The organism is Ensifer sp. Root278 (assembly GCF_001429285.1).
In the GTDB taxonomy this organism is placed as follows: Bacteria; Pseudomonadota; Alphaproteobacteria; order Rhizobiales; family Rhizobiaceae; genus Ensifer.
The window spans coordinates 416,814-435,970 of the sequence record NZ_LMJJ01000043.1 but is presented as its reverse complement, the minus strand read 5'-3'; the positions used below and the strand labels follow the sequence as shown (position 1 = coordinate 435,970).

The 19,157-nt window shown below is 63.7% G+C and carries 17 protein-coding genes; 11 read left to right on the top strand and 6 right to left on the bottom strand.

Going from position 1 to position 19,157, the window contains the following annotated elements; genetic code table 11:
• Positions 1 to 351: 351 nt before the first annotated feature.
• The 8 genes from ASE60_RS31170 (at position 352) to ASE60_RS31135 (ending at position 9,446) form a co-directional block, all read left to right on the top strand.
• Positions 352 to 2,028: an EAL domain-containing protein gene (locus ASE60_RS31170; protein WP_057255457.1), complete on the top strand. Its 1,677-nt coding sequence runs from the start codon at positions 352 to 354 to the stop codon at positions 2,026 to 2,028.
• A gap of 144 nt (positions 2,029 to 2,172) precedes the next feature.
• The gene (locus ASE60_RS31165; RefSeq protein WP_057255456.1) at positions 2,173 to 2,697 is read left to right on the top strand and encodes a hypothetical protein; all 525 of its coding nucleotides are present in this window, start codon (positions 2,173 to 2,175) and stop codon (positions 2,695 to 2,697) included.
• On the top strand, positions 2,694 to 3,869 hold the full coding sequence (locus ASE60_RS31160) for a class I SAM-dependent methyltransferase (RefSeq protein WP_057255455.1): 1,176 nt from the start codon (positions 2,694 to 2,696) through the stop codon (positions 3,867 to 3,869). The genes ASE60_RS31165 and ASE60_RS31160 overlap by 4 nt, the downstream gene beginning before the upstream one ends.
• Positions 3,866 to 6,226: a SpoIIE family protein phosphatase gene (locus tag ASE60_RS31155; protein WP_057255454.1), complete on the top strand. Its 2,361-nt coding sequence runs from the start codon at positions 3,866 to 3,868 to the stop codon at positions 6,224 to 6,226. The genes ASE60_RS31160 and ASE60_RS31155 overlap by 4 nt, the downstream gene beginning before the upstream one ends.
• A gap of 4 nt (positions 6,227 to 6,230) precedes the next feature.
• A complete protein-coding gene (locus ASE60_RS31150) occupies positions 6,231 to 6,791 on the top strand; it encodes a hypothetical protein (RefSeq protein ID WP_057255453.1) in 561 nt (186 codons plus the stop codon).
• Positions 6,792 to 6,804: 13 nt separating this feature from the next.
• Positions 6,805 to 7,146 (top strand): STAS domain-containing protein, encoded by a 342-nt coding sequence (locus ASE60_RS31145; protein ID WP_057255452.1) that lies wholly within the window; start codon positions 6,805 to 6,807, stop codon positions 7,144 to 7,146.
• Positions 7,147 to 7,467: 321 nt separating this feature from the next.
• A complete protein-coding gene (locus ASE60_RS31140; RefSeq protein ID WP_057255451.1) occupies positions 7,468 to 8,145 on the top strand; it encodes a FadR/GntR family transcriptional regulator in 678 nt (225 codons plus the stop codon).
• Positions 8,142 to 9,446 (top strand): MFS transporter, encoded by a 1,305-nt coding sequence (locus tag ASE60_RS31135; protein ID WP_057255450.1) that lies wholly within the window; start codon positions 8,142 to 8,144, stop codon positions 9,444 to 9,446. Before ASE60_RS31140 ends, ASE60_RS31135 begins: the two co-directional genes overlap by 4 nt.
• Positions 9,447 to 9,537: 91 nt before the next feature.
• Here the strand turns inward: ASE60_RS31135 and ASE60_RS31130 are convergent, their stop codons facing one another.
• Entirely contained in the window at positions 9,538 to 10,752 is a 1,215-nt protein-coding gene (locus ASE60_RS31130; protein WP_057255449.1) for an MFS transporter, read from the bottom strand.
• Positions 10,753 to 11,078: 326 nt separating this feature from the next.
• Between ASE60_RS31130 and ASE60_RS31125 the strand changes: the two genes are divergently transcribed.
• A complete protein-coding gene (locus ASE60_RS31125) occupies positions 11,079 to 12,299 on the top strand; it encodes a hypothetical protein (protein WP_057255448.1) in 1,221 nt (406 codons plus the stop codon).
• A gap of 10 nt (positions 12,300 to 12,309) precedes the next feature.
• Positions 12,310 to 12,954, top strand: a complete 645-nt coding sequence (locus ASE60_RS31120) for a PQQ-binding-like beta-propeller repeat protein (RefSeq protein WP_057255447.1) — start codon at positions 12,310 to 12,312, stop codon at positions 12,952 to 12,954.
• Between the two features lie 9 nt (positions 12,955 to 12,963).
• Here ASE60_RS31120 and ASE60_RS31115 read toward each other — a convergent pair whose 3' ends face one another.
• Positions 12,964 to 14,157, bottom strand: a complete 1,194-nt coding sequence (locus ASE60_RS31115) for an MFS transporter (protein ID WP_057255446.1) — start codon at positions 14,155 to 14,157, stop codon at positions 12,964 to 12,966.
• A 103-nt stretch (positions 14,158 to 14,260) separates the two neighbouring features.
• Here ASE60_RS31115 and ASE60_RS31110 point away from each other — a divergent pair, with 103 nt between their 5' ends.
• Positions 14,261 to 15,154, top strand: coding sequence for a LysR family transcriptional regulator (locus ASE60_RS31110; RefSeq protein WP_057255445.1), 894 nt, complete (start codon positions 14,261 to 14,263; stop codon positions 15,152 to 15,154).
• A 96-nt stretch (positions 15,155 to 15,250) separates the two neighbouring features.
• Here ASE60_RS31110 and ASE60_RS31105 read toward each other — a convergent pair whose 3' ends face one another.
• The 4 genes from ASE60_RS31105 to ASE60_RS35930 all read right to left on the bottom strand — a co-directional run.
• Positions 15,251 to 16,081 carry an alpha/beta hydrolase gene (locus tag ASE60_RS31105; RefSeq protein ID WP_057255444.1) on the bottom strand — a complete coding sequence of 277 codons (831 nt, stop codon included), beginning with the start codon at positions 16,079 to 16,081 and terminating at the stop codon, positions 15,251 to 15,253.
• An 88-nt stretch (positions 16,082 to 16,169) separates the two neighbouring features.
• Complete coding sequence (locus tag ASE60_RS31100; RefSeq protein WP_057255443.1) at positions 16,170 to 17,768, bottom strand: MFS transporter; 1,599 nt, start codon at positions 17,766 to 17,768, stop codon at positions 16,170 to 16,172.
• Positions 17,765 to 18,223 (bottom strand): DoxX family protein, encoded by a 459-nt coding sequence (locus ASE60_RS31095; protein WP_082616254.1) that lies wholly within the window; start codon positions 18,221 to 18,223, stop codon positions 17,765 to 17,767. The genes ASE60_RS31100 and ASE60_RS31095 overlap by 4 nt, the downstream gene beginning before the upstream one ends.
• A 382-nt stretch (positions 18,224 to 18,605) precedes the next feature.
• A partial coding sequence (locus tag ASE60_RS35930) for an amidohydrolase family protein (RefSeq protein WP_244495742.1) occupies positions 18,606 to 19,157 on the bottom strand: 552 nt, incomplete at its 5' end.

The following is a 19,157-nucleotide window of genomic DNA, read 5'->3' as shown; positions in this document are numbered from 1 at the left end:
GCGACCGGCCGCAGTAGACACCCGAAACTCCTGTTGATATGGCGTCCCCCAATGGAACATGCGTGCAGGCGGAACCGAAACGCCCACAGCTGTTCCGCCCCAAATTGCATGCAATGATGGCAAATGATACAAGATGAAGCTTATATACAACCGTGTGGGGCAAAGGATATCGAGCAGCGCTCGCCATGCTCCGAAGCGAGGTTTCCACAGGTAAGATCGCAAGCAGCCTATTGGCATTGACCCGGGCGGGCGACGCGGTAGCTTTGCAGAAGGACGAGCCGAACCGGAGCGCCGTTGGAGCGGGCTTTTACATTCTTCCGGCGCGTTCGAAATAGAGAGGGAAAGGCAAGCATGCCGGACACTGACGCAACCTTGTCTGCTTCAGCTTCAGTGCAAGATCCCGTTGCGGCCCATCTGGACGAAGTCCTCTCGTTCTATGACGAAGCCTTTCATCTGACCGGCGCCTCGCCGGCGCTGCAGGAAACTTACGAAGTCGGCACGCTCGTCGATGCCACCTTGTGGCATCTCTATCCCGAGTTGCTTGCGCCGGTGTCGAAGGCCGCGGTTGAATCCGTCATCGCTCACGGCGTGCCGCGCAGCGTCGAAGTCGTCGACGCCACCACCAAATCACGGCGCACGCTGCTCGTCTTCCGCGCCATGCGTGGCATCGGCGTGCTCGAAACGAGCGGCCGCTCGACCCGCCGCGAGGTGGGCAGCCATGGCGAAAGCGAGCGCGCGCTGCTTCTGCACCAGGCGACCCACGACGTGCTGACCGGCCTGCCCAACCGGCGGCAGTTCAGCGACGATCTGCAAAGCATCCTGCCGACGCCGGGCGAGAAGCTGGCGCTGATGCAGATCGACCTCGACGATTTCAAGCCGGTCAACGACACGCTCGGCCACGGCGCCGGCGACGCGGTCTTGAAAATGGCCGCCGAGCGCATCCGCGGCACCCTTCGCGACGGCGAAGTCGCCTATCGCCTCGCCGGCGACGAGTTCGCCGTCATCCAGCGCCACAGCGACCAGCCGGCAGACGCCGAGTATCTCGCCGAAACCCTGATCCAGGCGTTCAGCGAACCTTTCACGATCGACGGCATCTCCGTCTTCGTCGGCGCCAGCATCGGCATTGCCATTGCGCCGAATGACGGAAACGACATCGAGCAACTGATGAAGGCGGCGGACATTGCGCTTTATGCCGCCAAGAAGGACGGACGGGGCCGGGCAAAGACCTTCAGCCGCTCCATGCTGATCGTGCTCGAACAGCGCGAGATGCTGCGCCGCAGTCTGCGCACCGCGCTGCAGGACAAGCAGTTTTCGATCGAGTACCAGCCGCTCGTCGAGCCGCCATTTTCGATCGTCGGCTTCGAGGCGCTTGTGCGCTGGCACCATCCGCTGGTCGGCACGATCCCGCCCAACGTCTTCATCCCGATGGCGGAAGCGGACGGCCTGATGAACGAGATCGGCCAATGGGTGCTGGAGGAGGCCTGCCGGCAGGCTGCCACCTGGCCGTCGCACTTCACCGTCGCCGTCAACCTGTCGCCGGCGGAGTTCCTGCGCGAGGGCCTGACAGACCGGATCGCCCAGGCGATCGACATGGCAGGTTTGAGGGCCGACCGGCTTGAGCTCGAGGTCACAGAATCGGTGCTGCTTGAACGCACGACCAACAACCTCGACACGCTGAACACGCTCAACGTGCTCGGTATCCAGATCTCCCTCGACGATTTCGGCACCTTCTATTCGTCGCTCAGCTACCTCAAGAACTTCCCCTTCGATACGATCAAGATCGACCGCTACTTCATCAAGGATCTGGAGAGCGACGAAAAGAGCCAGACGATCGTCCGGTCGATCATCGGCCTTGCCCACGGCCTTGGTATGCGCGTGACCGCCGAAGGCGTGGAAACGGTTGGACAGGCGGTCTGGCTGCGGAAAGAGGGATGCGACCGGCTGCAGGGTTACTTCCTGGGCATGCCGATGCCGGCGGACGCCATTGGCGCCTATCTTCGCCGCTCGTCGGCAATGGCAACGCTCTAGGCGCATCCGTGCGTTGCGCGGCGGGACGCGCGGCGCATCACCTGGGTTGTTTACGTGCAAAATCCGGGGGTTGCGTGGTTAGAAATCATTATAGAAAGTGCCGTATGGCCGTGGCAGAGTTCGGGGTGCGGAGGACATTGCTGCATGGGTGCTAGTGTCAACAAGACCACGGAGACGGCTTTCGAGCCCTTGCTTCAGTTCGATATGGAGATGGAAGATTTCCTCTCGGACTGGCACCATTGCGATCATGTTTCGAGCTACCTCGCGCGTATGATCAGCCACAACCGGACCGATCCGGTACGGCATTCGAACTTCTTTTCCTCCGCGCTCAACGAGCTTCTCGAGGTTTCATTTCGCGGCGGCACCACCGACGGCAAGATCGGGTTGTCGATCTATCGCCAAGGCGCCACGGAGCGGGTTCAGCTGAGCTTCCCCTGCCCGCCGGGCCAGGCGCGCTTCTATCGTGAAGCGGTATCGAAAACCCGTGAGAGCGATGCCCAGGCCCGCTACCTCGACGCCATTTCCAACGACCTTGCCCCCAGCCGGGAATCGGTGCTTCTGGACCTCGCTGTGAACTACGACGCCCGCCTCCGGCTTGACGAGGATGCGGCTCCGGCCATCACCCTGATCGTGGATCTTCCTCTTGAAGGTGAAGGAATGGTGAGTTGATCGCGGCGGGTCTTCCTCAGCGTTTCAAGGTCGGTTTTGACCCGAACAGCCAGATCTTCTCGCTTGCTGGAACGATTCGGCCGCGTTCGATCGATGAAATCGCCGAGAGCATCCATGCGCTGAGAGAAGCGATCGATGCGGTGCGCGGCGTTCTCTATATTGATGTGAAGCGCCTCATCCAGATGAACAACACGGCCTTCCAGGCCTTCATCCGGGTCGCCCTCGACGCCTGCCGCGAGCGATCGGACCTGCGTCTGGTCATCGTCACGTCCAGCGTCGTCAGCTGGACGACGCGCATGTTCCGGCACCTGAGCACGATCGAGCCGCAGATCTCCGTCGAGGTCTATGATTCGATGTTCTATCCCGGCCAGGACTACTTCGAGGATACGAGCTTCATTCCAATCCTCCGCGCGCAGACGAAATTGACCTGGCGCCACGAGCGCACCATCCTGCCGCGCCACGGCATGCGGCCCGGAATCGCCGTGGCCGACATCTGCTGCGGCATCGGCGATTTCGCCGTGCTCGCGCAGAAGGAGTTTCAGCCGGCGCGGATCGTCGCCCTCGACCACTCGAAGCCGAGCCTCGCCTATGCCCGCACGGTGGCGGCGGAGTTCGGCGTGACGGGTATCGAATATACCTATGGCGATGCGTCGGAGATGCTACTGGAGGACAACCAGTTCGACTTCGTGGCCTGCCGCCACTCGCTGCAGATCTTCAATCAGCCGGAGCTGCTTCTCAAGGAACTCTATCGGATCGTGAAGCCGGGCGGCCGGGTCTACATCACCAACGAGAAGAACTCGCACTGCCTCGGCGAGCCGCGGGCGCAAAGCATCCAATGGACCTACAACGAGCTCGCGAGGCTTTTGAGCCATTTCGAGATGGATGTGGAGCTCGGGCCGAAGAGCCGGCGCTATCTCGCCGACGCGGGCTTCGACGACATCCTGGTTGAATCCTTCATGGTCACAAATCTGGACGGTGACCCACAGGATTTCGCCGACATCATCGCCGGCTGGGAGAAGATGTTTGCGGCAATGGCGGCGAGACACGGCGAAGCACCCGAATTCATCGACCGTTTTCGCCAGGGCTTCCGGGACCACATCTTCGCTGCATTGCATCCGAAGGGCTATGCAGGCTGGCCGATCTGGGCAGCGTCCGGGCGCAAACCACTATGAGCGCAAGCAATATCCAACGTCCCCGGTTCGGTTTGAGATCCTTTCGCGCCAAGTTCGTACTGGTCGTCGGCAGCGCCGTGCTCTTCGACCTCCTGCTAACAGGCGGTCTGGCGCTCTGGAACGTTCAAAGATTGTCGCGTGACGCGACGACGGAGGTCGGACAGGGCCTGCAAAAGGCCAACGAAGATTACATGCGCACCTACGCGGTTTCGACGGCCGCGCGGGTTAATCTTCTGCTCGGCCAGGTTCACGCCGACGTCGCCACGCTCGCGGGCGTGCTGCAGGCGCAGATCGACCGCCCCGTGCGCAGGTCCGACGTGGGGGAGGCACTTGCCCGGCACGCACCGGAATCCGTTACAGTCACCTACGATCCCAAAGGTGGGTGGGCGCAGAACCTTCCAGGACAGCTCTCGAGCGTAAGCGTTTGGAGCTATCTCCTTGGCCCCGACCACCGGCCGCTGCCCGAGGTGCAGACCGATATCGAGAACAGCGCCGTTCTCGATCTGGTTGCTCCCGCCCTGCTTGCGCACGGCCGCTCCAAACTGCAGATGTACTATGTCGGGCCAAAAGAACGGCCGATCTTGCGGATGGCGCCCTATGCCGATCAGGCGCAGACATTCGACCGTCTCTACCCCGGTCACAACGAAGCCAACTTCTGGAGCTTCTTCTTCCCCGGCCTCTACGAGTCCTGGGAGGAATGGGCGAAGCATCCGAACCTCAGGCCCGTTGCAGCCGATACCACGCAAACGGCACCTTACACCGATGCCGCCTCGGGCAAACTGATCGTCAGTTTCTTCCAGCCGCTCTGGACGCCCGATCGCAAGGGTGTCGCCGGAGCGACCGGAACCGATATCACGCTCGATCAACTGGCCGAGGTTGTCGAAAGCGTCAAAGTCGGCGACAGTGGCTTCGGATTTCTGGTGATGTCCGACGGCAATGTGCTTGCCATCAATCCGGTCGGCGAAAAGGTAATCGGCCTGCAGCGGTCGAGCGACACTGGTGGACAAGGCGTCACCGGGTTGGAGCGCTCGCTACGCCGCAGCGTACAGCCCGCGATCACAGAGCTGCCGCTTGGCGCCGATGGCGCCATTCAGCGGGTACTACTCGACGAGAGCGGTGAGAAGGTCCCCTACCTCATTCTCCTGAAGCAGCTCGCGCCTGAGAACTTCTGGGTGTCCGGTCCGGTTCGCCGCGAGACCATGTCGATTGGCATCGTCGTGCCGGAGCGGGAAATCTATGCCTCACTGTTTGCGGCGCAGGCGAGTATCTCTGAAGCGACAAACCGCATCCTCATCTATCAGATCCTGGCCCTGCTCGCTTCGCTGCTGTTCGTCACGCTCGCCGTGTTCGGCATTTCCAAGCGCGTTACCCGCGGCATCAGCGCGCTCGCCGGAGCGGCGACCCGCATCGAAGCGAAGGACTATTCCGTCCGTGTGCCCATTACGACGCGCGACGAAGTCGGTGAAGCCGCCATCGCGTTCAACCGCATGGCCGAAGAGATCAGCTACCACACCGAGAACCTCGAAAACCTGGTGACCGAACGCACCAAGCAGCTCGAGGACGCCAACCACCAGATTTCGACGCTGAATACCCAACTGCGCAGCGAGAACCTGCGCCTTGGGGCCGAACTCGCCGTCGCCAAGCAGATCCAGATGATGGTGCTGCCGAAGGCCGGCGAGCTCGCGGAAATCGCCGACCTCGAGATCGCCGCCTATATGCGGCCGGCCGACGAGGTGGGAGGCGACTACTACGACGTGCTGCGTGACGGCGAGCGCCTTAAGATCGGCATCGGCGACGTGACCGGTCATGGCCTTGAAAGCGGTGTGCTGATGCTGATGGTGCAGTCGGTCGCCCGCGCCCTGCAGGAAGCCGGCGACATGGACCCGGAGCAGTTCCTCAACCGCCTCAACCGCGCCATCTACAAGAACATCGTGCGCACCAACACCGACAAGCATCTGTCGCTGGCCTTCCTCGACTACGACCACGGCCGCCTGACGCTGTCGGGGCAGCACGAGGAGCTGATCGTGGTGCGCAAGGGTGCCGAAATCGAGCGGATCGACACGCTCGACCTCGGCCTGCCGATCGGTCTCGAATCGGATATTTCGCGCTTCGTCGCCACCCGCGAGATATCCTTCGGCCGCGGCGACATGATCGTCCTGCACACCGACGGGGTGACTGAGGCGATGAACGCCAAGGGTGAGCTTTTCGGGATCGAACGGCTGTGCGAAAGCGCCCGGCAATTTTACGGCCACAGCGCCGAGGACGCCAAGGTGGGTATTCTCGAGGACCTGATGGCGCATATCGGCGAGCAGAAGATATATGACGACATCACGCTCGTCGTCATGAGACACAGGTGATCAGATGACCACGCTCTACGGACTGGCGGACCTGACGATCGGTGCCCACCAGAAGATGACCCGGCTGCGTCTCTACGACGGGCCGCTCGATCTCAGCTGGAAGCATTGCGCCATGGCTTCGGATTTCGTCGCCGAACTCGCCGCGCTGCGCTACCGCGCTTCGCGCAACACCTATCGGGAAGTGCGCCACAATATCGGCTACCTGACCAACGAACTGGTCGAGAATGCCGTGAAGTTCCGCGCCTCCGGTTCTGTCGTCGTCGAGGCTGCCCTCGAGGGCCACAGCTTCCGCACGAAGGTGTCGAACGTGATCGACAACGAAGCGGCCGCCCGCTTCCAGGAACTGCTTTCCGAGATCGCCGACGGCGACCCCGGCGACTTGCTCATCGAGCGTATCGAGGCAAACGCAACCGGGCTCGGCAAGAGCGGCTCGGGGCTTGGTCTTTTGACGCTGATGAGCGATTATGGCGTTCGTTTCGCTTGGGTTTTTGGCGCCCAGGGTGACGACGGCGAAACCTCCTTGGAGACCTATGCCTCCATTGCGGTCCCAGACCTCTCGAACTGATGAGCCGGTGAACATGGAAAACAAGGACGTAGAAGAGTATCGCGTTTGGTCCGAAGGCAACGACATCCATTTCGAAGGCACGATGCGGCTGCCGGGAACGGAAGCCTATGCCCCGATCTTCTCGACCGTCATGGGCGTGCTCGAAACCGAGCCTGAGCACATCACGATCGATTTGACCGAATTGCAGTTTCTGAACTCGTCCGGGATCAACCTGCTCGCCAAACTGACGATCGAGGCGCGCAACCGGCCGAACGTGCAATTGACGGTGCGCGGGACCTCCGAAATCCCGTGGCAATCAAAATCCTTGCCGAACCTCAAGAAACTGCATCCCGGCCTCGATCTCAGGCTCAACTGAGGTCGGCGGTCCGGCTGTAGTGCGGCCGGTCAACGACAGAGCGCCGTGCGGTCAACTGAACGCACAAAGGACGCTCTAGCACTTTGATTCTAGCGCATCTTTCCGCCTCCAGTGACTTCACCTGAGAGCGGGATGCTCTAGACATTCCAGCCAGCACTTCCGGCTTCTGCCGGTTGTGCTGGCTCGCAGGTCCTCGACGAGGCACGCTTCAGGGAAAGAGACTCGAGCCGGTTCGCTGCCCCTTGGTGCCGCCCGGCCGCGTTGACTCACGCATCAACTCGGCCTATGCATCAAATCATCTGATGACTTGATGAGCAGACGATGCAGCCGATCAATCGTACCAATCTCACCGAGAGCGCAGCCGAAAGCCTGCGAACGGAAATCCTCAGCGGCCGCTGGGCAGTCGGCGAGCGCATTCCGAACGAAACGGCACTCACCGAACTACTCGCCGTCAGCCGCGGCACCGTGCGTGAAGCCGTTCGGGTCCTGATCTCGAAGGGCCTTCTCGACGCCCGCCAGGGCTCCGGCACCTATGTCCGCTCAACCGTCGACACCTCGGGCGCGCTCGACCGGGTCAAGCGCACCGGTCTGCGCGACCAGTGGGAAGCACGCGCGGCACTCGACGTCGAGGCGGCGCGGCTGGCGGCACTCCGTCATACGCCGGAAGACCTCGAACGCATGTTCAAGCTGCTTGGCGCCCGCGGCACGGTGGCCGATGGAGGACGCGATGCCTTTGGCCAACGCGACATCGCCTTCCACAGATCGATCGTCGAGGCATCGGGCAACAAAGCGATCGTCGAGCTCTATGATTTCTTCACCTCGGCCATCCTCGAAACCATCCACTCGACCCTTCGTGGCGACCTTCCCGAACCGGACGACCGGGCGCATGCGGCGATCGTCGAGGCCATCGCGTCCGGTGATCCGGACCAGGCCGCGGCCTCCGTCCGGGCGTTCATGGCCCCCGTCCTCGCTGAACTTGATCGGCTTCTTACCCAATGAACCAGACTTTTCGTGACCCCCACAAGGCCGAGACCGCCGAGCCACTGGACCTCGAAGACCAGCTCATCGATGCCGAGGCCGACAGCCTGCCGGCGCCGCAACCGCCTGTCTTGAGCCGCAGCGCCCGTGTTCTTCTTGGCGTGAGCCTCGTCCTGATCGCCTTCAACCTGCGGCCACTGTTTTCGAGCCTCTCAGTGCTGCTGCCCGAGGTGATGCAGGCAACCGGCCTGTCGACCGCAGGCGCCAGCGTACTCACCACCCTGCCGGTGCTTTGCCTCGGCATCTTCGCGCCGCTTGCGCCAAAACTCGCGCAACGTTTCGGCGCCGAGCGCACGCTTCTTGGCGTGCTGCTGCTTCTGACGCTCGGCACGGGCCTGCGCGGCGTTCAATCCGTGCCGCTGCTGTTCCTCGCGACCTTTACCGCCGGTGCGGCGATCGCGGTCGGCAACGTCCTCCTCCCAGGCCTCGTCAAGCGTGACTTCGCCGACCGGGCCGCGATGATGACGGGCCTCTACACTATGGCGCTCTGCGCCGGCGCGGCCAGTGCCGCCGGCCTCACTTTGTCGATCGAGCACCATGTCGCCGGCTCCTGGTCCGGCGCGCTCGCAGCCTGGGCGGTGCCAGCTCTGATCGTGCTCCTGATCTGGGCGCCACAGGCGCTGCGTGGCAAGGCGCAGGCCCGCCACAGCGGCTTCCGCGTTGTCGGCCTCTGGCGCGATCGCCTCGCCTGGCAGGTAACCCTGTTCATGGGGTTGCAGTCGGCACTGGCCTATTGCGTCTTCGGCTGGATGGCGCCGATCCTTCGCGAGCGCGGCCTTGATGCCGCAACCGCCGGCGCGGTCGTCTCGGCCTCGATCATGATGCAGGTCATCACCTGCCTGCTCGTGCCGTCTTTTGCCGTCCGCCGCCGGGACCAGCGCGCCGTCTGCGTGACGCTCGCGGCCGCTGCCGTCATCGCCCTGATCGGCATCCTCTTTGCGCCGCTGTCGACGGTGCTCGTCTGGGCCGTTCTTCAAGGTATCGGACAGGGTGGCCTGATTGCCGCGGCGATGACCCTCATCGTGCTGCGCTCGCCCGATTCCCATGTCGCAGCCCACCTCTCCGGCATGGCCCAGGGCGTCGGATACGTGCTCGCCGCCATCGGCCCGCTGTTCGTGGGCTTCATTCGCAGCTGGACCGGCAACTTCGCAGCCAGCTCCATACTCTTCATCGCCCTTGGCATCGGCGTGGCGATCATGGGCATGGGGGCCGGCCGGGCGCTCCATGTCGGCGCACGAACGGTCAGGATCGACGATCGCTAAGACGGGCGCAGCCGTCTCGAAATGAAAGCTCAACTCGATCGGGCTCCACCTCTCCGGTGGAGCCCTTTCTCGTCGATCTCAGTGCACTGCTTCACGCCGCTGCAACCGCCTGCTGATAGCGCGGTGCGGGCCTGAAGGTGAGCGCGATCAGGAACGCCCCGAGACCGATGCCCCAGGAGCCGACATAGAGCCAGGTATAGCTGGCCATCGCATCATAGATCATGCCGCCGGCAATCGGTCCCGTCGCCATGCCGAGGCTGCCGGCCATGGCCGTTCCGCCGATGACCGTTCCCATCATCCGCAGGGGGAAATTCTCGCGGGCAAGCACGGCATAAAGCGGCATGACGCCGGCATAGATGAAGCCGAACAGGGCGGCGACAGCGTAGAATGAGCCGAGCCCCGCGGCGAAGACATAGGCAAGTGCCCCAAAAGCCTGCGCCAGCAGCCCGAGAACCAGCACGCGCTTTGCCCCGAAGCGGTCGCCGAGCAGGCCGAAGACGACGCGTCCGCCCATGCCAGCGAGCCCCTCGACACTGTAGATCGAAACGGCCGCCATCACGGGGATACCGCAAGTGATGGCGTAGCTCACCGTGTGAAAGATCGGGCCGGAATGCGTTGCGCAGCAGAAGAAGTTGGTGAGCAGCAGGATAATGAAGAGCGGCGATTTCAGCACCTGGCTCGTCGTCATCGTCGATTGCGCCTCTTCCTCGGGAGAGGCCGCCGCAGCACCGACAGCAAGTGCCGGCGCCTGGCGAACGAGAAGCGACACCGGGATCATGATGACCGCGACGACGACGGCGATGATCTGCAATGCAGTTCTCCAGTCATAGCCGGAAACCAGCCATGCCGCAAACGGCGACATGGTCATCGGCGCCATGCCCATGCCGGCCGAAACGAGCGAAACGGCGAGGCTCCGGTGCGTATCGAACCAGCCGGTAACACAGGCCATCATCGGCGCGAAGATCGCCGCCGTGGCGGTGCCGACAACGACGCCAAAGACGATCTGGAAGGCGATCAGCGAAGTCACCCAGCTGGCCGCCATCAGGCTCACGGCCAGAAGCACCGAGCCGATGAGCACGATCGGCCGCGCACCCCAGCGATCGGAGAGACTGCCCCAGGCAATGCTGGCGAAAGCCATCGCCAGAAAGCCGAGGGTCATGGCACTGGAGACCCCGGTGACGGACCAGCCGGTATCCCGCGAGATCGGCAGCAGGAAAACAGGAAGTGAGAACATGGCGCCGATCGCCAAACAGCCAAGCAGGCCGCCAGCCGCCACGATCACCCAACGATAAATCGAATTGCTCATTGCAATCTCCTTGGCAGCGCCCGGTTAGACGGCCGGCAGCGCCGATAACGTGCAAACTGATCGCGCAGCAGGTTTGGACGTGCAGAGCACCTCCTCTTGCTGGTTCCTGTAAGACGCAGGCGCCAGCGGAAAGCCGACACCGAAATTTGCAGAATTTTGTAACTATTGCAGGTTCGCCTGGGCGTCGCTCGCGGCATGCCTTCAACCCGTCTGGATCCAACCCACTTGATTGTGCCTCGAAGGTCCTCTCTGTTGTCCCGTGCCGTTCGAGCAATAGATAGAGGCCGAAGCACTGTTGGGGGAGTGACAAGTGTGACGGGATTTCTATGGATTCGCTGATTACCGCGGCAGGCCAGGCGCTGGCCGCTGGTGACCTCCTCGGCGTGCTGAAGCGGGTCGCCTTGCGCGACGACCCGCCGGCGCTGGCGCTCCGCGGCATCGCGATGGCTCAGCTCGGAGATCTCGGCCGCGCCAAGACGCTGTTGAAGGCGGCCGCGCGCGGCTTCGGCCCGAAGGAGGCCGTGGCCCGCGCGCGATGCATCGTTGCCGAAGCGGAGATCGCCATCGTCTCGCGCGATCTCTCCTGGCCGATGAAGGCGCTCGACGCAGCCCGCGCGACGCTCGAAGACCATGGCGACCACCTCAATGCCGCTCACGCCCGCAATCTCGGCGCCCGCCGCCTGCTGCTGATCGGCCGTCTCGACGAGGCCGAACAGATGCTTGCCGGTGTCGATCTGGGCCGGCTGACTCCACCGGCGAGAGCCACGCACGAGCTCGCGATTGCCGGCCTCGCCGTTCGACGATTGCAAACCGCTTCGGCGGCCAGCGCCTTCGCCCGGGCGGCTGAAGCGGCGCGAGCAACCGGCATAGCGGCGCTGGTCGCGGAAGTCGAAGGCGCAGCGCTTGTCCTGAAGACGCCGGCGGCCCGGCTTCTGACCAGGGGAGGCGAGCGCCTGCTGCTGCTCGACGACGTCGAAGCCCTGTTCAACTCCGGTACCCTGGTGGTCGATGCGTGCCGAAACATCATCCGGCGCGAGGCCTCCGCCGTTTCGCTTGCAACGCGGCCGGTGCTCTTCGCGCTGGCGCGTGCTCTCGCAGAGGCGTGGCCGGCCGATGTCTCGCGGCGCGCCTTGCTCGCCCGTGCCTTCGGCGCGAAACATGTCGACGAATCTCACCGGGCACGATTGAGGGTCGAGATCGGCCGGCTTCGCGACGAACTCCGCGCATTCGCGGATATCAGCGCGACCAGCGACGGCTTCCGGCTGGCTCCGCGTGGCGACCACGCGGTCGTGGTGCTTGCACCGCCGGTCGACGATCGGCATGCGGCGATGCTGGCGCTTCTTGGCGACGGCGAGGCATGGTCGAGCTCCGCTCTCGCCATCGCGCTCGATGCCAGCCCGCGCACGGTGCAACGGGCGCTCGAAGAACTCTCCTCGGAAGGCAAGGTTCTGCCGGTCGGCCGCGGGCGGGCGCGACGCTGGGTGATCCCGCCTGTGCCCACATTCCCGACAGTCTTGTTACTCCCCGGTCCACTGCCAAGCGATTAGGATTGAGACCATGAAACGATCCGAAGCCGAAATCCTCCGCGAATATGGCCCCTTCCCTGGCGCCGACCACATCCATGGCGTCACATTCGACGGTCGGAACGTCTGGTTTGCCTCCGGCGACAAGATCAATGCCCTCGATCCCGAAAGCGGGAACCCGGTGCGCTCGATCGATGTCGCGGCGCATGCCGGTACCGCCTTTGACGGCAAGCACCTGTTCCAGATCGCCGAGGACCGCATCCAGAAGATAGATCCCGAGAGCGGCCGCGTGCTGGCAACGATCCCGGCACCGGGCGGCGGCGGCGATTCCGGCCTTGCCTGGGCGGAGGGAACCCTTTGGGTCGGGCAGCACCGAGGTCGCAGGATCCATCAGATCGATCCCGAAACCGGTGCAATCCTGCGCACCATCGAATCCAAGCGCGTCGTGACGGGCGTCACCTGGGTCGACGGAGAGCTCTGGCACGGCACCTGGGAAGGCGACGACAGCGACCTCAGGCGCATCGACCCTGAAACGGGGTCAGTGCTCGAGCGGATCGTGATGCCGCCGGGAACCGGCGTTTCGGGTTTGGAATCCGATGGCGGTGAACGCTTCTACTGCGGCGGTGGCGGAAGCGGAACGATCCGGGCCGTCCGCCGGCCGAAGAAACATGCTCCCTAGGTTCAACCCTCAACGCAAGGTCTCCAGCCTGACCGCTCGTCGAGCAAGCAGCTTGGCGGCCAGCGCCAGTGCCGCAAGCGCCAGGCCAAGCGCGCTGACCCCGGGCCAAGAGCCATAGCTCCAGGCGGCGAAGGAGAGAGCCGAGCCCGCCGCTCCCCCGAGAAACATGCTGGTCATGAAGACCGTATTGATGCGGCTGCGCGCCGCGGGCTCGAGCGCATAGATGATGTGCTGGTTGGCGATCAACGCGACCTGGATGCCGATATCAAGCACGATGACGCCAACCGCCAATCCGGCGATCGAGGCCCAGGCTCCGAGTACGACCCAGGCAGCGAGCGTCAAAGCCGCCCCGAACCAGACGACGGACAGCGCACCCCGCCGATCCGCCATCCTGCCGGCGACCGGTGCCGCAAAGACGCCGATTGCCCCGACAACGCCGAACAGACCGGCGGCATCCGCACCCAGGTTGAAACGCGGCGTCGCAAGATAAAGCGCGAGCACGGTCCAGAACGCAGTGAAGGATGCAAAAAGCGCCGCCTGCACCATCGAAGCGAGACGGAGCGCAGGCTCGCGCCGCCAAAGCGTGGCGAGCGAGGCCAGGGCTTCGCGATAGGGCAAACGCAATGCCGGGCGCAGATCCGGCAAGGTCCGAAACATCAGGAACGAAGCTGCTAGTGCGAGCGGCACACTTGCCCAGAACATCTCGCGCCAGCCGGCATGGGCCCCGACAAATCCGGAGACCGTGCGGCTGAGCAGGATGCCGGTCAAAACGCCGGCCATGACCGTGCCGATCGCCGCCCCGCGTTTGTCAGGCGTGGACAGCATCGCAGCGATCGGGACGATCTGCTGCGCGACGGTGGCGCTTGCCCCAAGCAGCACCGAGGCGGCGATCAGCAAGAATGGCGACGGGGCCAAAGCAGCGGCGGTCGCTGCTATCGCGATCGCCAGGAATTGCCCGACGATCAGACGTCTCCGCTGGACGATATCGCCGAGCGGCAACAGAAGCAGCAACCCGAGCGCGTAGCCGAGTTGCGTCGCCGTCGGAAGCAGGCCGACGGCCGTCTCGCCAGGAAACTCGGCCTCGATGAGCCCCAGCAATGGCTGATTGTAGTAGATGTTTGCAACCGCGATACCGCTGGCGACGGCCATGGCGTAGAGGCGGGTTCGACCGAGGTCGGAATGCTCCGTTTCGTGGGTAACCATTTCACTTGCCCTTCTCACTGGAGAGATGGGCTTGATCTATCGCCTTATCGAAATTCGCTGTAGTGTCGTCATTATACATAGAAGAATATCGGATTTCGATACAATGAACCTCGACGAAGTCCTCGTCTTCACCGCAGCGGCAAGCGGCGGCAGCCTCGCCGAGGCCGCGCGACGGCTTGGCATCACCCCCATGATCGCAACCCGGCGGCTCGCCTCCCTGGAGCAGGCGCTTGGCGTCCGGCTGATGCACCGCACGACCCGGTCCCTGTCGCTGACGCCAGAGGGCGAAACCTTTCTGCCCTATGCCCAGGATCTGCTCGAAACCGAACAGCAGGCGCGAACGCTCCTGAGGGGTGACGGCGACGGAGCGACCGGTCTCCTGCGCATCTCGGCGCCGGTTGCCTTCTCGATCAAGCTGATTGCTCCGCTCATGCCTTCGCTGCTTGATGATCACCCGGGGCTCAAGGTCTCGCTCGATATGAGCGACACAATGCCTGACCTGGTGGCGTCGGGCATCGATCTGGCGATCCGCGTCGCGCGTTTGAAGGATAGCAGTCTGATCGCCAAGAAACTGGCCGAAAACCCGCGTTCCCTCGTCGTCTCCCCATCCTATGTCGAAAAGCATGGGAGCCCGCGGACCAGTGGCGATCTCATCAATCATCAATGCCTGCCGCTGCACGGCGTCAGCCATTGGACCTTTCTGAGCGCCGGGGTCGAGAGCCATGTGCGGCTGCAGAGCCGCTTTTCGTCGACAAGCATCGAAGGATGCCATGCGGCCTGCCTCGCCGGTGCCGGCATCACCCTGCTCTCCGACTGGAATATCGCCGACGATCTCGATGCAGGTCGGCTGATACGCATTCGCCTCGAAGATGCGGCACCCGAGACATTGGCGATCTGGGCCGTCTACCCGACGACGAAGCTTGTCGCACCCAAGGTACGCGTCTTCATCGACCGGTTGATGGGGGCACTTGGCAAAACCGCGAAGGCAAATGCTTGAACGACGGAACCCGCACCGCGATCAACACGGTGCGGGCGCCAAGATTTGTCCCGGCACGGTCCGCGGCACCGAGACGCCGCGGATCATGCCAGCCTTTTAGGCCTTGATGAAGGCAAGCAGGTCAGGATTGATGACATCGGCATGGGTCGTCAGCATGCCGTGGGCATAACCCTCATAGACCTTGAGCGTGCCGTTTTTCAGGAGCTTGACGGAAAGCCGCGCACTGTCGTCGATCGGAACGATCTGGTCGTCGTCGCCATGCATGACCAGCGTCGGCACGTCGATCGCCTTGAGGTCCTCGGTGAAGTCGGTTTCCGAGAAGGCCTTGATGCCCTCGTAATGGGCTTTGGCGCTGCCCATCATGCCCTGGCGCCACCAGTTCCGGATCACGCCCTCAGACACCTCGGCACCCGGCCGGTTGAAGCCATAGAAGGGACCAGTCGGAACATCGAGGAAGAACTGCGCACGGTTGGCGGCGAGACCAGCCCGCAAGCCGTCGAACACCTCGATCGGCAGGCCGCCCGGGTTGTTCGCGGTCTTGACCATGATCGGCGGCACGGCACTGACGATGATGAGCTTGGCGACGCGGCCGGCACCGTGGCGAGCCACATAAGCCACGGCCTCGCCGCCGCCCGTGGAATGGCCGATATGCACGGCGTCGCTAAGGCCGAGCTTGGTGGTGAGTGCGGCAACGTCCCTTGCATAGTGCGCGATATCGTGGCCCTCGCTCACCTGTGTCGAGCGCCCGTGACCGCGGCGGTCATGGGCAATGACGCGATAGCCCTTGCTGACGAAATAGAGCATCTGCGCGTCCCAATCGTCTGCCGACAGCGGCCAGCCATGGTGAAAGACGATTGGCTGGCCCGAGCCCCAATCCTTGTAGAAGATATCGACGCCGTCTTCAGTCCTGACGAAGTTCTCGGTCATGGGAGCGGTTCCTTTGCTTGGGTTCTAGGGTGTGTGTCTTCCTGCACGTTCCGCGGCGCCGGATGGACGCCATGGAACGCAACCCACGTCAACCGAGCTGCGGCCGGTTGATCGCGAGAAGGTGGTGTACGACCGGCGCCGCCGGCCCTTTGTGAAAACGACGAACGTCTTCCTGGACGTCGGCATCGGCCTTGGACATGCGCTTGTGCTGGCGCAGATGCTCGGCCCAGGATTCGACCATGAACCACTCAACCATGCGGCCGGTATCAGCCGCGTCCTCGGTCACGCCCCAGCCATAGGCGCCATCACGGCGGCGCTCGTGCGACAGACGGGCGAGCGCCTTCAGGAATTCGGAGCGGTCCGCCCTGTCGACCATGTATTCGATCAGCACAAGGACGGGGCCGCGGTCGTGTTCGACCGGCTCGCTGGTCAGCGGCTCCGGCCAATGGTTGGAGGGAATGAGGTCCGCCTCTCCCTTCGGCAATTTCATGGCGTGGAAGACGACGCCGACGCAGAGAAGGCCGATAGCCGCCGCCGAGAGGGTGAAGGGCACGCCGATCGCTTCGGCGATGGCGCCCCAGGCCAGGCTGCCTCCGGTCATGGCGCCGTTGAAAACGGTAAGATAGACGGCGAGCGTACGCCCGCGCACCCAATTGGGAAGGATGGCCTGCGCGGTGCTGTTTAGCGTCGTCAGTGCGGTGATCCAGGCCGCACCGCAAGCGAGCAAAGCGACAACCGCCACCCATTGCGCCGGCGCGAAGGAGAGCACGCCCATCACCGCGGCCGTGAGCACCGCAGAAAGCAAAAGCAGCCCGTCGGCATCCATCCGGGCGCGCAGGCGCGGCATCACCAGCGCGCCGCCGATCGCACCCGCGCCGACGGCACCGAGCAGGATGCCGTAGAAGCTGGCGCCACCGCCGAGAAGCTGGCGGGCAACCAACGGCAGCAGGGCCCAGATCGCGCTCGAAAATGCGAAGAACACGGCGGCACGCAACAGGACCACGTGCAGCTCGCGACTGGCGCGTGCGTAGCGCAACCCCGCCCGGAAGGCGCCAAAGAAGCGTTCCGCGAGAACGTCGTCCTCCGATACACCGCGCCGCCACCACAGGAGCGCCGCGATCACGAAGACATAGCTGATGACATCGACGCCATAGGTGACGGCTGCGCCGGACCAAGCGAGCAGCAGGCCGCCAAGCGCCGGACCGATCGCGCGGGCGATGTTGATGCCGAGCGAATTCAGCGCCACGGCGCCCTTGACGTCCTGCCTCGAGACGAGCTCAGGCACGATCGCCTGCCAGGTGGGGGCGACCAGTGCAGCCCCTATGCCGCCGACGAAGGTCAGCGCGATCAGCGAGCTCACGGACTGCAGACCTGTGGCGGAGAGAAACAGCAGGCAGAGGCTCGTGGATGCGAGCAGAAACTGCACCAGGATCAGGAATTTGCGCCGATCGAGAATATCCGAGAGAACCCCGGCAGGAATGGCGAGCAGGAAGATCGGCAGCGTCGCCGCCGCCTGGACCATGGAAACGGCGGCCGGCGTCGCCGACAGGTCGGTAACGAGCCAGGAGCTGGCGACATCACGGATAAAACTGCCGGTATTGCCGATGATCGTCGCCACCCACAGGACCGCAAAGACCTTCTGCCGCAACGGCGCAAACGTCCCTGCGCCCTCCTTCGCTGCCGTCATTGCCCAGCCTTTCCTGCGGATGCCCGTTCACGAAGATCGTAGCAGGCGACGAGCAGGAAGGCACCGCTGAGGCCGATATGCTCGAAGAAGCCGTTCGTCGCCATCGCACGCTCCATGCCGGGCGGAAGCTCCCAGAAGCGAAACGCGAGGAAGGTCGCGGCAAGCGTGAAAGCCGCGAGCGCGCTGGCAGCCGCCCAGCGGTAGAAACCTATGAGAATGAGGGCCGACATCAGAAGCTCGAAAACGATGACCCCGACGGCAAAGAGCGGCGCCGGATGCAGGCCGAAATGATCCATCTCGGCAAGCGCACCCGGAAAGTCGAAGATCTTCTTCAGCGGCCCCTGGATATAGGCCGAGCAAAGCGCCAGCAGGCCGACGAAGACGATCCATCGCCCGGCGTGGCTTGGCCACAGGCGGGCAGCGAGATGTTTTTCGAGAGAAGACAGGCTCAGCATTTTGTTTCCTTGTTAGACGGTCTTCGACTTAACGGGCGGCTTGGCCGCCTTCATCGGGTCTGCGGCCATTTCGAATTGCTGAACGCGGTCCGCGAAATGCCCTTGTAGTAGGCGCCCGCCTTCGCCGGCGATTGGTTCACCACCACCTTCGCCCAGGAGGGTCGCTTGTTATCTTTTGCGGGTGCACCATCGTCGCCGAGTGCSGCCGACGAAGTGATCAGGATGGAGGCTGCCAATGCGGCGGCGCCGACGATCGTTTTCATTTTGCGCCCTTCCGCTATCGTCACACGGCCCAGCAGGAGNGCCGACGAAGTGATCAGGATGGAGGCTGCCAATGCGGCGGCGCCGACGATCGTTTTCATTTTGCGCCCTTCCGCTATCGTCACACGGCCCAGCAGGAGCAGCCGAGTGCGCCGAAGAAGCCCTTGAGATCGGCGATCGGCAGCTTTGACGTCCAGGCGCCGGCATGGTCGTGWCCATGCASRCCGCAATTGCTGGCGCAGCCGCACGCGGTGATCGCCGTGCGSCGGAGCGAGTTCTTGCCGGCRCCATCGGGCTCGCCCCAGGCGGCATAACCGCCGAAGCTGCGMACCGGCGACCAGTCGGGCATCGCCGGCGGCACCGGGTTCTCGTCGTGGGAAGCGAAGTCGCCGGCCGCATAGACGACCTTGCCGCCGACAACAGTCAGCTCCGAGGTCAGGAACGAGATCTCGTCCTCGGCGCAGGCGAAGTARTCCTTGTTCGGCACGATCAGGTCGGCAAACTGYCCCGTCTCGATCCGGCCCTTCTTGCCTTCTTCGTTSGAGAACCACTGCACCTTCTCGGTCCACATCCKCAGCGCCGTCTCGCGATCGAGGCAGTTGGCGCGCGGATAGAGCTGCAGGCCGCCGATGGTCTTGCCGGTCACCATCCACGACAGCGAGACCCAAGGGTT